Origin of the sequence: Streptomyces sp. NPDC096048, assembly GCF_044763415.1 — a bacterium.
In the GTDB taxonomy this organism is placed as follows: domain Bacteria; phylum Actinomycetota; class Actinomycetes; order Streptomycetales; family Streptomycetaceae; genus Streptomyces.
The window spans coordinates 560,848-573,019 of the sequence record NZ_JBIWGG010000001.1 but is presented as its reverse complement, the minus strand read 5'-3'; the positions used below and the strand labels follow the sequence as shown (position 1 = coordinate 573,019).

The 12,172-nt window shown below is 71.0% G+C and carries 11 protein-coding genes; 7 read left to right on the top strand and 4 right to left on the bottom strand.

Features of this window, described 5'->3' with window-relative positions; translation table 11 throughout:
* Window positions 1–193 precede the first annotated feature (193 nt).
* The 5 genes from ACIQ6R_RS02795 (at window position 194) to ACIQ6R_RS02775 (ending at window position 5,212) form a co-directional block, all read left to right on the top strand.
* The gene (locus ACIQ6R_RS02795) at window positions 194–1,141 is read left to right on the top strand and encodes an SPFH domain-containing protein (protein WP_404218269.1); all 948 of its coding nucleotides are present in this window, start codon (window positions 194–196) and stop codon (window positions 1,139–1,141) included.
* The gene (locus ACIQ6R_RS02790; protein ID WP_404218668.1) at window positions 1,087–1,455 is read left to right on the top strand and encodes a hypothetical protein; all 369 of its coding nucleotides are present in this window, start codon (window positions 1,087–1,089) and stop codon (window positions 1,453–1,455) included. Before ACIQ6R_RS02795 ends, ACIQ6R_RS02790 begins: the two co-directional genes overlap by 55 nt.
* Window positions 1,456–1,626: 171 nt before the next feature.
* Window positions 1,627–2,151, top strand: coding sequence for a PadR family transcriptional regulator (locus ACIQ6R_RS02785; protein WP_386319821.1), 525 nt, complete (start codon window positions 1,627–1,629; stop codon window positions 2,149–2,151).
* Entirely contained in the window at window positions 2,148–2,837 is a 690-nt protein-coding gene (locus tag ACIQ6R_RS02780; protein ID WP_404169756.1) for an ABC transporter ATP-binding protein, read from the top strand. Before ACIQ6R_RS02785 ends, ACIQ6R_RS02780 begins: the two co-directional genes overlap by 4 nt.
* Window positions 2,834–5,212 (top strand): ABC transporter permease, encoded by a 2,379-nt coding sequence (locus ACIQ6R_RS02775; RefSeq protein ID WP_404218267.1) that lies wholly within the window; start codon window positions 2,834–2,836, stop codon window positions 5,210–5,212. The genes ACIQ6R_RS02780 and ACIQ6R_RS02775 overlap by 4 nt, the downstream gene beginning before the upstream one ends.
* Before the next feature lie 101 nt (window positions 5,213–5,313).
* On the opposite strand, the gene ACIQ6R_RS02770 is transcribed toward ACIQ6R_RS02775, so the two are convergent.
* Complete coding sequence (locus ACIQ6R_RS02770) at window positions 5,314–6,252, bottom strand: LysR substrate-binding domain-containing protein (RefSeq protein WP_404169750.1); 939 nt, start codon at window positions 6,250–6,252, stop codon at window positions 5,314–5,316.
* Between the two features lie 137 nt (window positions 6,253–6,389).
* Here ACIQ6R_RS02770 and ACIQ6R_RS02765 point away from each other — a divergent pair, with 137 nt between their 5' ends.
* Together ACIQ6R_RS02765 and ACIQ6R_RS02760 are read left to right on the top strand one after the other, a co-directional pair.
* Window positions 6,390–6,944: a peroxiredoxin gene (locus tag ACIQ6R_RS02765; RefSeq protein ID WP_404169747.1), complete on the top strand. Its 555-nt coding sequence runs from the start codon at window positions 6,390–6,392 to the stop codon at window positions 6,942–6,944.
* 6 nt (window positions 6,945–6,950) lie between these two features.
* Complete coding sequence (locus tag ACIQ6R_RS02760; RefSeq protein WP_310871478.1) at window positions 6,951–7,487, top strand: alkyl hydroperoxide reductase; 537 nt, start codon at window positions 6,951–6,953, stop codon at window positions 7,485–7,487.
* A gap of 195 nt (window positions 7,488–7,682) precedes the next feature.
* On the opposite strand, the gene ACIQ6R_RS02755 is transcribed toward ACIQ6R_RS02760, so the two are convergent.
* The 3 genes from ACIQ6R_RS02755 to ACIQ6R_RS02745 all read right to left on the bottom strand — a co-directional run bounded on the left by ACIQ6R_RS02755 (window position 7,683) and on the right by ACIQ6R_RS02745 (window position 11,697).
* Entirely contained in the window at window positions 7,683–9,089 is a 1,407-nt protein-coding gene (locus ACIQ6R_RS02755; protein ID WP_404218265.1) for an AI-2E family transporter, read from the bottom strand.
* A 151-nt stretch (window positions 9,090–9,240) separates the two neighbouring features.
* Window positions 9,241–9,945 carry a transglycosylase SLT domain-containing protein gene (locus ACIQ6R_RS02750; RefSeq protein WP_404169741.1) on the bottom strand — a complete coding sequence of 235 codons (705 nt, stop codon included), beginning with the start codon at window positions 9,943–9,945 and terminating at the stop codon, window positions 9,241–9,243.
* A gap of 426 nt (window positions 9,946–10,371) precedes the next feature.
* Window positions 10,372–11,697 carry a PhoH family protein gene (locus ACIQ6R_RS02745; protein ID WP_404169739.1) on the bottom strand — a complete coding sequence of 442 codons (1,326 nt, stop codon included), beginning with the start codon at window positions 11,695–11,697 and terminating at the stop codon, window positions 10,372–10,374.
* Between the last annotated feature and the right edge of the window lie 475 nt (window positions 11,698–12,172).

Here is a 12,172-nt window from a genome sequence, read left to right as displayed (position 1 = left end):
AACACCGGGAGATGTGACAAACGGCTGCCGATCCGGCCTTGTACGGACGTGAGAATCAGCACCCGCTCCCATGGAACCGACGTACGAGGGGGGTTCAGGGTTGCCGTTCGCGGGTAAAGTGATATCACTTAGCTAGACAGACGATAGTCGCCGGACGTGCGCGAGCACGCCCGGCCGGAACGGGGGACCGCCCATGTCCACACACGACACGCACGACACCTCGCAGGTCACCGCCGACGTACCCGAGATGCCGGTGCCGCGGGTGCGCGAGATGCAGGCGCACAGCATCGGCGGCGGCCTCGCGCTGCTGCTGGGACTGGTCGGGCTGCTCGCCGGCGCCGGCCTGATCGCCACCGCGACGGCGGCCACGACGACCGGGGCGAAGGCCGCGCTGATCATCGCGGGCATCTTGGTCGCCCTGGCCGCGTTCCTCGCGATGTGCGGGCTGAACATGGTGGCGCCGGGCGAGGCCCGGGTGGTCCAGCTCTTCGGCCGGTACCGGGGGACGATCCGGCAGGACGGACTGCGCTGGGTGAACCCCCTCACCTCGCGCACCAAGATCTCGACGCGGGTGCGCAACCACGAGACGGCCGTCCTGAAGGTGAACGACGCCTACGGCAACCCGATCGAGCTGGCCGCCGTCGTGGTGTGGCGGGTCGAGGACACCGCGCAGGCCACGTTCGAGGTGGACGACTACATCGAGTTCGTCTCCACGCAGACCGAGGCGGCCGTGCGGCACATCGCCATCGAGTACCCCTACGACGCCCACGACGAGGACGGCCTCTCGCTGCGCGGCAACGCCGAGGAGATCACCGAGAAGCTCGCCGTCGAGCTGCACGCGCGCGTGGAGGCGGCCGGGGTGCAGATCATCGAGTCCCGCTTCACGCACCTCGCGTACGCCCCGGAGATCGCCTCGGCGATGCTCCAGCGGCAGCAGGCCGGCGCGGTGGTCGCGGCGCGGCGGCAGATCGTGGACGGCGCGGTCGGCATGGTCGAGGCGGCGCTCGCCCGGATCAGCGAGCAGGGCATCGTGGAGTTGGACGACGAGCGCAAGGCGGCGATGGTGTCCAACCTGATGGTCGTGCTCTGCGGGGACCGCGCCGCCCAGCCGGTCCTGAACACGGGGACGCTCTACCAGTGACGACTCCGTCCGAGGGCTCCCCGTCCGAGCGTGGTTCCGTGCCCGAGGGTTCCGCACCCGAGGGCCCGGCCCCGAAGCGTCGGCCGCGGCAGCAGCGCAAGCAGGTGCTGCTGCGGCTGGACCCGCAGGTGTACGAGGCGCTGGCCCGCTGGGCGGGCGACGAGCTGCGCTCGGCCAACGCCCAGATCGAGTTCCTGCTCCGCAGGGCACTGTCGGAGGCGGGCCGGCTGCCCGGAGACGCCGGACCGCTGCCACGCCGAGGCCGCCCGCCCCGGAGTCCGGGCCCGGGCCCCGGGCCCACGCCACCGCCCTGACGAAGCCGGACAGGCCGCGCCACCGCGTCATGCGTGCGTCATGCGGAGGCGCGGCCTCCGTCGTCACGGAACCGTGACAATCGCCTCCGACCTGCGGTCCTCTACACCACGCCACGCTCTCTGCACCGGGCGTATACATAGCGCGTATACACCGCATGTAGAGTGCTCGGCATGTCCATTGGTCACACCCTCCTGGGGCTCCTGGAGTCCGGGCCGCGTCACGGTTACGACCTGAAGCGCGCCTTCGACGAGAAGTTCGGTCACGACCGGCCGCTGCACTACGGCCAGGTCTACTCGACGATGTCCCGCCTGCTGAAGAACGGCCTCGTCGTCGTCGACGGCATCGAGGCGGGCGGCGGTCCCGAGCGCAAGCGGTACGCGATCACCGACGCCGGGATCACCGACGTACAGCAGTGGCTCGCCACGCCGGAGAAGCCCGAGCCGTACCTCCAGTCGACGCTCTACACCAAGGTCGTCCTCGCGCTGCTCACCCACCGCGACGCCGCCGACGTCCTCGACACGCAGCGCTCGGAGCATCTGCGCAGCATGCGGATCCTCACCGACCGCAAGCGCAAGGGCGACCTCGCCGACCAGCTCATCTGCGACCACGCACTGTTCCATCTGGAGGCCGACCTGCGCTGGCTGGAGCTCACCGCGGCGCGCCTCGACAAGCTCCGTGAGGCGGTGGCCCGATGACTCCCCCCGCAGGTTCGCTGCTCTCGGCCGAGCAGTTGCGCAAGGCCTACGGCCCGACCCTCGCCCTCGACGGTGCCGAGTTCTCCATCCACCCCGGCGAGGTCGTCGCCGTGATGGGCCCCTCCGGCTCCGGCAAGTCGACGCTGCTGCACTGCCTCGCCGGCATCGTGCCGCCCGACTCGGGGACGATCACGTACAACGGGCGTGAGCTGTCCGCCATGAACGACGCCCAGCGCAGTGCGCTGCGCCGCTCGGACTTCGGGTTCGTGTTCCAGTTCGGACAGCTCGTGCCGGAGCTGACCTGCGTCGAGAACGTCGCCCTTCCGCTGCGCCTGAACGGCACCTCCCGCAAGGAGGCCGAGCGGGCCGCGCTGACCTGGATGGAGCGCCTCGAGGTCGACGACCTGAGGAAGAAGCGCCCCGGCGAGGTCTCCGGCGGCCAGGGCCAGCGGGTCGCGGTGGCGCGGTCGCTGGTGACCAGCCCCCGTGTGCTCTTCGCCGACGAACCGACCGGCGCGCTGGACTCCCTCAACGGCGAGCGGGTGATGGAACTCCTCACGGACGCCGCCCGCTCCACCAACGCCGCCGTCGTCCTCGTCACGCACGAGGCGCGGGTGGCGGCCTACTCCGACCGCGAGATCGTCGTACGGGACGGCAAGTCCCGGGACATGGAGCGGGTCGTATGAACCTGCGCTGGGGGCACCGCCCGCGCGAGCGAAGCCGAGCGTGGGGGAGGGCCGCGGACCTGATGCTGGGCGTCCGCTTCGCCTTCACCGGCGGCCGCGAGGGGTGGACCCGGGCCGTGCTGACGGCCGTCGGTGTCGGACTCGGCGTGGCCCTGCTGCTGCTGACGACGGCCCTGCCGAACGCGCTCGCCGTCCGGCACGACCGGGAGGCGGCCCGTACCGACATCACCTTCAGCGGCGAGCGGATGCCGCGGGCGAACGACACCCTCGTGGTCGCCAACGTCGGTACGGACTTCCGTGACGACACCGTCCGGGGCCGGGCCCTGGAGCCGGAGGGACCGCGGGCGCCGTTGCCGCCGGGGGTGGAGAAGTTCCCGGCGGTGGGCGAGATGGTGGTCTCCCCCGCGCTGAAGGAACTGCTGGAGTCGGACTCCGGGGCGCTGCTGCGCGAGCGGCTGCCGGACCGGATCGTCGGCACCATCGGGGAGCCCGGACTGATCGGCTCGGCCGAACTCGCCTTCTACCGGGGCGCCGACGGGCTCGCGCCGCACATCGACAGCGGCCGGATCACCCGTATCGACCGGTTCGGCAACCCCAACCCTGGGCCCGAACGGTCCGACCCGGTGCTCCTCCTGCTGATCCTCGTCGTCTTCGTGGTGCTGCTGATGCCGGTCGCGGTCTTCATCGCCGCGGCCGTACGGTTCGGCGGCGAGCGGCGGGACCGACGGCTCGCGGCGCTGCGGCTGGTGGGCTCCGACAGCGGCATGACCCGGCGGATCGCCGCCGGCGAGGCACTGGCGGGCGCGGTACTGGGTCTCGTCTTCGGCGCCGGATTCTTCATGATCGGACGCCAGCTCGCCGGGACGGCCGAGGTGTTCCGCATCAGCGTGTTCCCGAGCTACCTCAACCCCTCGCCCCTACTGGCCCTGCTGGTGGCGGTAGCGGTGCCGGCCGCCGCGGTGCTGGTGACGCTGTTCGCGCTGCGCTCGGTGGTCATCGAACCGCTCGGCGTGGTGCGCGCGGGCCGGCCGACGCGGCGCAGGCTGTGGTGGCGGCTGCTACTGCCGCTGGCCGGTCTCGCCATGCTCTACCCGATGATCGGCAACGGACGCGAGAACGGGGACTTCAACCAGTACCTGGTGACCGGCGGCGTCGTGCTGCTCCTGGTCGGCGTGACCGCGCTGCTGCCGTGGATCGTGGAGACCGTCGTCGCCCGGCTCGGCTCCGGCGGCGTGGCCTGGCAACTGGCCGTGCGCAGGCTGCAGATGAGCAGCGGTACGGCGGCCCGCATGGTCAACGGCATCGCGGTGGCCGTCGCCGGGGCGATCGCGCTGCAGATGCTGTTCGCCGGCGTGGAGGGCGACTACACCCGGCCCACCGGGCAGGACGTGTCGCTGGCGCAGATGGAGGTGGCCCTGCCGAGCGAGGTGCCGGTGGCGCCGGCCGCCGAGAAGTTCCGGGACACCGAGGGCGTCAACGCGGTCTACGCCTACTCCGAGGGCTATGTCGGCGACCGCGCCCGGGAACCTGACGCCAGCATGATGCTGACCGTGGGCGACTGCGCGTCGCTGCGGATGATGGCCGGCCTGCCGTCATGCCGTGACGGGGACGTGTTCGCCGTCCACGGTGCGGAGTGGGACGGCGACGTCGATGTGGCGAAGCTTGCGACACCGGGGCGGAAGCTGTACCTCGACCCGTCGTACGAGGGCAGTCCGAAGAGCCTGGAGATCCCCTGGACGGTGCCGCAGGGCGTCAAGGCGGCGAAGCCGAAGCGCGGGCTGCTGGCCGGAATCGACCGGGGCGGCCTGCTGATCACGCCCAAGGCGGCGCCGGACTCGCTCGCGCCGGGCCTGACCGGGCACGCTTACCTCAAGCTCGACGAGTCCGTGACGGACGTGCACGAACGGGTCCGCAACACCGCCGCGGCCGTCGATCCACTGGCGGACGCCATGCTGTGGTCGGCCACGGAACGGACCGGCCGGTTCGACGCGATCCGCACCGGTCTGTTCGTGGGGGCGGCGTGTGTGCTGGCGCTGATCGGTGCCAGTCTGCTGGTCTCGCAGCTGGAGCAGCTGCGCGAGCGGAAGAGGCTGCTGTCGGCCCTGGTCGCCTTCGGCACCCGGCGCCGCACGCTGAGCCTGTCGGTCCTGTGGCAGACCGCGGTCCCCATCGCACTGGGCCTGCTGCTGGCCTCGGTGGTGGGCCTGACGCTGGGCGCGGTGCTGCTGAAGATGACGAACACCCCGGTCCGCGTCGACTGGGCCGGCGTCCTGTCCATGACCGGCATCGGCGCCGCGGTCGTCCTGGCGGTGACCCTCTTCAGCCTGCCACCGCTGCTGCGGCTGATGCGGCCGGAGGGACTGCGCACGGAGTAGGACCCGGCACGTCGGCGGCCCACGCCCGGCCCCGGCGTGCCCGGCCCCCCACGCCGGGGCTGGGCACGCCGGGGCCGGAGTTCACCCGGGCCGGCGTGCCCTCAGCCGTGCACCGTCCGTACCGGCAGATCCTCCATCGCCTCCCGGAGGGCCGCCGCCAGTTCCTCGTACTCCGCCGAGCGCGCCGCGCCCGTGCGCATGGCGAGGGCGATGCGGCGGGTGGGGGCCGGGTCGGCGAAGGAGCCGGTGAGGAGCTGGCTGGAGCGGCTCGTCTCCACGCGGACCGCCGTACGCGGCAGCAGCGTCACGCCCAGACCGCCCGCCACCAGCTGCACCAGCGTCGACAGACCGGCGGCCGTCGTCGTCGCCGGGACGCCCGCACGGCCCGCCTCACGGCAGATGTCCAGTGCCTGGTCGCGCAGGCAGTGCCCCTCGTCGAGCAGCAGCAGCTTCAGCTCGCGCAGCACGGCGCGCTCGATGCCCTCCCGGCCGCCGAGCCGGTGGTCGAGCGGGGTGACGAGCACGAAGTCCTCGTCGAAGAGCGGGAGCTCCGTCACCCCGGGGACGCCGAGCGGTACCGCCAGCAGGAGCAGGTCGAGGCGGCCGGAGGTGAGTCCGTCCAGCAGGCTCGCCGTCTGCTCCTCGTGGACCTGGAGGTCCAGGTCCGGATAGCGGTCGTGGACCAGCCGCAGCACCGTCGGCAGCAGATACGGCGCCACCGTCGGGATGACCCCGAGCCGCAGCGCCCCGGTGAACGGCGCCCGCACCGCCTCCGCCTCCTCCAGCAGCGCGCCGACCTCCGCGAGTACGGCCTTCGTCCGTACCGCGAGCCGTTCGCCGGCGGGCGAGAGCAGCACCTTGCGCGTCGTACGCTCCAGCAGAGTGACACCCAGTGCCTCCTCCAGCGCCGAAACGGCGCCCGAGAGCGCGGGCTGGCTCATGCCGATCGCGGCGGCGGCATCGCGGAAATGCAGATGCTCGGCGACCGCGGCGAAAGCCCGCAGCTGGGCGAGGCTGGGCTGTCTCTTCTTACCTGACACTAATAGCCACCTCCGATCAACTCGACCGAGTGTAGCTATTTCACTAATCAATGCACCCTGTGCCAACATCAATAACGTCCAACCCATGGGAAACACTCGTGAAACGGGTGTTTCTTCGCTGCACTTTTGGAGAGCGCGTGCTCACTGTCGGTGACAAGTTCCCCGAGTTCGATCTGACCGCCTGCGTCTCGCTGGAGAAGGGCAAGGAGTTCCAGCAGATCAACCACAAGACCTACGAGGGTCAGTGGAAGGTCGTCTTCGCGTGGCCCAAGGACTTCACCTTCGTGTGCCCGACCGAGATCGCCGCGTTCGGCAAGCTGAACGACGAGTTCGCCGACCGTGACGCCCAGATCCTCGGCTTCTCCGGCGACTCCGAGTTCGTCCACCACGCCTGGCGCAAGGACCACCCGGACCTGACCGACCTGCCGTTCCCGATGATGGCCGACTCGAAGCACGAGCTGATGCGCGACCTCGGCATCGAGGGCGAGGACGGCTTCGCGCAGCGCGCGGTCTTCATCGTGGACCAGAACAACGAGATCCAGTTCACGATGGTCACCGCCGGCTCCGTCGGCCGTAACCCCAAGGAGGTCCTGCGGGTCCTCGACGCCCTGCAGACCGACGAGCTCTGCCCGTGCAACTGGAGCCAGGGCGACGAGACCCTGGACCCGGTCGCGCTGCTGTCGGGGGAGTGAGCTGACATGTCGCTCGACTCCCTGAAGTCCGCCGTCCCGGACTACGCCAAGGACCTGAAGCTCAACCTGGGCTCGGTCATCGGCAACTCCGACCTCCCGGCGCAGCAGCTGTGGGGCACCGTGCTGGCGACCGCCATCGCCTCGCGCTCCCCCATCGTGCTGCGTGAGCTGGAGCCGGAGGCGAAGGCCAACCTCACGCCCGAGGCGTACTCGGCCGCCAAGTCGGCCGCCGCCGTCATGGCGATGAACAACGTCTTCTACCGCACCCGGCACCTGCTGTCGGACCACGAGTACGGCACCCTGCGCGCCGGACTGCGGATGAACGTCATCGGCAACCCGGGCGTCGACAAGGTCGACTTCGAGCTGTGGTCCTTCGCGGTGTCCGCCATCAACGGCTGCGGCATGTGCCTGGACTCGCACGAGCAGGTGCTCCGCAAGGCCGGCGTGGACCGCGAGACGATCCAGGAGGCGTTCAAGATCGCCGCCGTGGTCGAGGCCGTCGGCGTCACACTGGACGCCGAGGCTGTCCTGGCCGACCAGTAGTCCCGCGACGCGGAACACGACACGGGCCCCGCTCACCGACTCGGTGAGCGGGGCCCGCTGCGTGTCGGGGGCCTGGCGCGGGTGGCGGGGGCCGGTGCGGGCGCGATGCTCGGCCTGGCGCGGGACGCGGGGGCCGGTGCGGGCGCGGGACGCGCCGCCTGGCGCGGGCGCGGGACGCGCGACCCGGCGCGGGCGCTACGCCGGAGAGGTGTCCGACGACGACGGCGGCGGCGGTGGCGGTGGCGGTGGCGGTTCGGCCGTCGTGGGTTCCGGCGGGGGGCCCGCCGCCGGGGAGGCGTCCGTCGACGTCGCGCCGCGCGGCTTCGGGGACTGCCGCGCGGCGGCCTCGCGGGAGTACGCCCGCAGATAGCCCACGACGGTGTTCGTCACCGCCACCAGCGGTACGGCGACCACCGCACCGCCGATGCCGGCCACCATGCCGCCCGCGGCCACCGACAGCACCACCGCCAGCGGATGGACCCGCACCGCGCGCCCGAGGATGAACGGCTGCAGGATGTGACCCTCGATCTGCTGCACCGCCAGCACCACGATGAGCGTCATGACCGCCGCGAACACGCCCTGTGTCACCAGCGCCACGACGACCGCGAGCGCGCCCGACACCACCGCGCCGACGAGCGGGATGAAGGCGAACAGGAAGATGAACACGGCCAGCGGGACGGCCATCGGCACGTCCAGGAAGTAGATGCCGAGGCCGATGAAGATGGCGTCGATCAGCGCCACGATCACCGTGCCCCGCACATACGCCGTCAGCGTCCGCCACGCGCGCGGGCCGGCACCGGCCACGCCCGGCCGGGCCGCCGCCGGCACCAGCTTCAGGGTCCACTGCCAGATGCGCTTGCCGTCGTAGAGCAGGAAGAGCGTCGAGAAAGCGGCCAGCAGGATGCCCGTGAGCGCCTCGACGACGACCGTGACGCCCTCGAGGCCGGCGGACGTTATCTGGTCGGTGTTGGCGCCGACCGCCTCGCGCAGGTTCTTGGCGATCTCGTTGATCTGTTTGTCGGTGACGTGGAAGGGGCTGTTCAACAGCCAGTTGCGCAGCTCGTCGATGCCGTCCTGGACCTGGTCGGAGAGGTTGTCGATGTTCTCCATGACCTGCCAGGTGACGAACCAGCCGATCAGCCCCATCACCACGAACCCGAGGATCGCGGTCAGGGCGGTGGCCGGCCCCCGCGGCACCCCGTGCCGGCGCAGCCACGCCACGCTCGGCTGGAGCAGCGCCGTGATCAACAGGGCGGCCACGAACGCCAGCACCAGCAGCTGTACGGCGCTGATGACCCGCATCAGCACCCATACGGTGCCCGCGAGGACCAGCAGCCGCCACCCCGCCTCCGCGGCGACGCGCACACCCCAGGGCACGGCCTGTGCCGGGTCGGGGCGGGTCTCGACCGCGAGCAGCTGATGCGTGGGGGTGTGCTCCTGAGGCATGTCTCCCGATGACAGCGGCGGCACGTGGTCGGCGGCCGGCGCGGGCACGTCGTGGGAGTCCTCCCGCTCGGACTCTTCGCGGCGCTGGTCCAGCCGCCTGCTCATCCGCGTCAGTCCGGCGCCGAGCCGACCGAGCCACCCTGGCACTCGAGACATGATCCGTCCTCTTCCCCCGTCTTTCCCCACCACTCCCCCCTGGAGTCGTTTCGGTCCGACCGTACATGGCGAGAGCGCGAAAGCCCCTCACCGTAGGACGGTGAGGGGCTGCGCGAGGTTGAGCGGTCGGGCCGGACGGCGCCGGGCGGGCTCAGTACCAGTGGTTGGCCTGCCAGAAGGTCCAGGCGTCGCACGGGCTGCCGTAGCGGCTGTCCATGTAGTTGAGGCCCCACTTGATCTGCGTGGCCGGGTTGGTCCGCCAGTCGGCGCCCGCGGAGGAGTACTTGCCCGCCGGCAGCGCCTGGAAGAGACCGTAGGCGCCCGAGGAGGGGTTGACCGCCTGGTAGTTCCAGCTGGACTCGTGGTCCACGATGTTGCTGAAGCACTGCCACTGGCCGCTGGGCACCATCTGACGGGCCATCGCCTGGATCTGGCTGATGCTGTAGGAGCTCTGGACAGCGAAGCTGGTCGACTCGCGAGCGGCGTCGCGGCTGGCCGCTTCCTTCTCCGCCTCGCGCTTCTTGGCCTCCTCGGCCGCCTTGGCTTCCTTCTTGGCCTTCTCCTGCTTGGCCACGGCGGTCTCGGCGGCTGCCTTGCGGGCCGCCTCCTCGGCGTCCTTCTTGGCGCTCGCGTCCGCGGCGATGGCCTGTACGTCGGCCTGATGCGTCAGGGACGCGGTCTGCACCTGCGCCTGCTCGCCCATGGGGATGTCCGCGAGCAGCGTCGTACCGGCTGCTGTCGCCTCAGCGTCGTTGTTCTGCGCGGTGCTGCCCGAGGCAACGCCGACGACGCTTCCGACTGCGGTGACCGCCGTGGCCGAGGCCACTGCGAATCCCCGGACCGAGATCCGGCTCACACGGTTTCCTTCCAGCATCGCCCGCTTCGGTGACCCTCGCGGACGCAATCGTGCCCCTGGCGCTGGCCTCCCCAACTACGGGTCACGGGAGGCACGGGCCCGGTGGACAACTCCCCTGCGGGGAGCGCCGCGTGGTGCTCGGGCGGCATACGACGCTGCTATGGAGTTGGGGCTGATGCGTCTGTGGTGCCGTACCGCTGGGGGTACAGGTGTGTCGTATGCGGGGCCTGACAGGAATGAGACTCTGCCGTAACCCGGCGGGGTGAGGCAATTCTGTGTTGCGTGTGAAAGCTCACATCCCGTTTGGGCCAAGGGATTCACGGAAATCCCCACACGCGAAGGCGCCGCCCGGCTAGGCTCTTCGCCTTCCGGACGGCGCCAACCGTCGGGTAACCGGCCCGTGTCGGGTCGGATTACTCAGACCTCTCAGATGTGTCCGTCCTCCAGCATTTCGGTCACAAGCGCCGCGATCTGGGACCTCTCGGAGCGCGTCAGGGTGACGTGCGCGAAGAGCGGATGGCCCTTCAGCTTCTCGACGACGGCCACGACTCCGTCGTACCGCCCCACCCGCAGATTGTCCCGCTGCGCCACGTCATGGGTCAGTACGACCCGCGAGTTGGCCCCGACCCGGGACAGCACGGTCAGCAGGACGTTCCGCTCCAGCGACTGGGCCTCGTCCACGATCACGAACGCGTCGTGCAGCGACCGGCCGCGGATATGGGTGAGCGGCAGCACCTCCAGCATGCCCCGCGCGGTCACCTCCTCGATGACCTCCCGGCTGGTGACCGCCGACAGCGTGTCGAAGACCGCCTGTGCCCAGGGGCTCATCTTCTCCGCCTCGGAGCCGGGCAGATACCCGAGCTCCTGCCCGCCCACCGCGTACAGCGGACGGAAGACCATCACCTTCTGGTGCTGCCGGCGCTCCAGCACGGCCTCCAGACCCGCGCACAGCGCCAGTGCCGACTTGCCGGTGCCGGCCCGGCCGCCCATCGACACGATGCCGACGTCCGGGTCGAGGAGCAGGTCGAGCGCGATCCGCTGCTCGGCACTGCGGCCCTTGATGCCGAACGCCTCCCGGTCGCCGCGCACCAGGCGGACGTTGCCGTCGGGCGTGACCCGGCCGAGGGCCTTGCCGCGCTCCGACTGGATGGTCAGACCGGTGTGCACGGGCAGCTCGGCGGCTTCGGGGACGTAGACCCGGCCCTCCTCGAAGAGCACATCCACCTGCTCACCCGGCAGGGTGAGTTCGGACATCCCGGTCCAGCCGGAGGCGTCCGTGATGGCGAGCTCGGCGCGGTACTCCTCGGCGAGCAGGCCGACGGACGACGCCTTGATCCGCAGTGGGAGGTCCTTGGACACGACGGTGACGTCGAATCCCTCCGCCTGCAGATTGCGGGCCACCGCGAGGATGCGGGAGTCGTTGTCCCCCAGGCGGTAGCCGGTGGGCAGCACGCTGGGGTCCGAGTGGTTGAGCTCGACACGCACGGTGCCGCCGAGATCCCCGATCGGAATGGGGGCGTCGAGGCGACCGTGCCGCACCCGGAACTCGTCGAGCAGGCGCAGGGCCTGCCGGGCGAAGTAGCCGAGTTCGGGATGGTGCCGCTTGGCCTCCAGCTCCGTCACCACGACGATGGGGAGCACGACCTCGTGCTCGTCGAAGCGGTGCAGAGCGTTCGGGTCGGCCAGCAGGACGCTGGTGTCGAGAACGTAGGTGCGCCTATCTGGCTTGTGGCGCTTTGTGCTGGTCACCACGGAAGGACGTACCCCCTCGGAAGAGGTCGGGGAGCGACGGAGTGGACGCTGGGCCGGGAGGGCGGGAACGAGCCGACCGGTCGAGGGCCGCCCTGCACTGGCGCGGGCCGTGGACCGGCCCTCCGCCGCGTCTTCCGTGCCGTGACCGCACGGTGGGGCTGGTGCAAAGGGCCTCCCGGGCGGACGGCTCCGTGCCGTCCGCTGAGATCCGACACCCGTGGTTCGGGCGTCGACCTGCTTGGCTTATGCCCTCGAACGAGCGCCGCCATGCCACGACACAGGACGGCGCACCGGTGAACTCCTCGTTACGGGCGTCCCGCCGGGAGGCTGCGGGGCACGGTGCGCGGTCCCGCCGGTGCGGAGAAGGGAGGTGCGGCCGGTGCGGAGAAGGGAGGTGCGGCCGGTGCGGAGAAGAGAAGCGCGGCCGGGAGGGGCAGAAAAAACGGGCCGGTCCGTGGGGGGGAGACGGACCGGC

What these genes read in the sequence shown, in the direction of transcription:
- ACIQ6R_RS02760 (WP_310871478.1), top strand. Translation starts at nt 6,951, where the DNA reads ATGTCGCTCGACTCCCTGAAGTCCGCCGTCCCGGACTACGCCAAGGAC.
- ACIQ6R_RS02795 (WP_404218269.1), top strand. Translation starts at nt 194, where the DNA reads ATGTCCACACACGACACGCACGACACCTCGCAGGTCACCGCCGACGTA.
- ACIQ6R_RS02755 (WP_404218265.1), bottom strand. Translation starts at nt 9,089, where the DNA reads ATGTCTCGAGTGCCAGGGTGGCTCGGTCGGCTCGGCGCCGGACTGACG.
- ACIQ6R_RS02775 (WP_404218267.1), top strand. Translation starts at nt 2,834, where the DNA reads ATGAACCTGCGCTGGGGGCACCGCCCGCGCGAGCGAAGCCGAGCGTGG.
- ACIQ6R_RS02780 (WP_404169756.1), top strand. Translation starts at nt 2,148, where the DNA reads ATGACTCCCCCCGCAGGTTCGCTGCTCTCGGCCGAGCAGTTGCGCAAG.
- ACIQ6R_RS02785 (WP_386319821.1), top strand. Translation starts at nt 1,627, where the DNA reads ATGTCCATTGGTCACACCCTCCTGGGGCTCCTGGAGTCCGGGCCGCGT.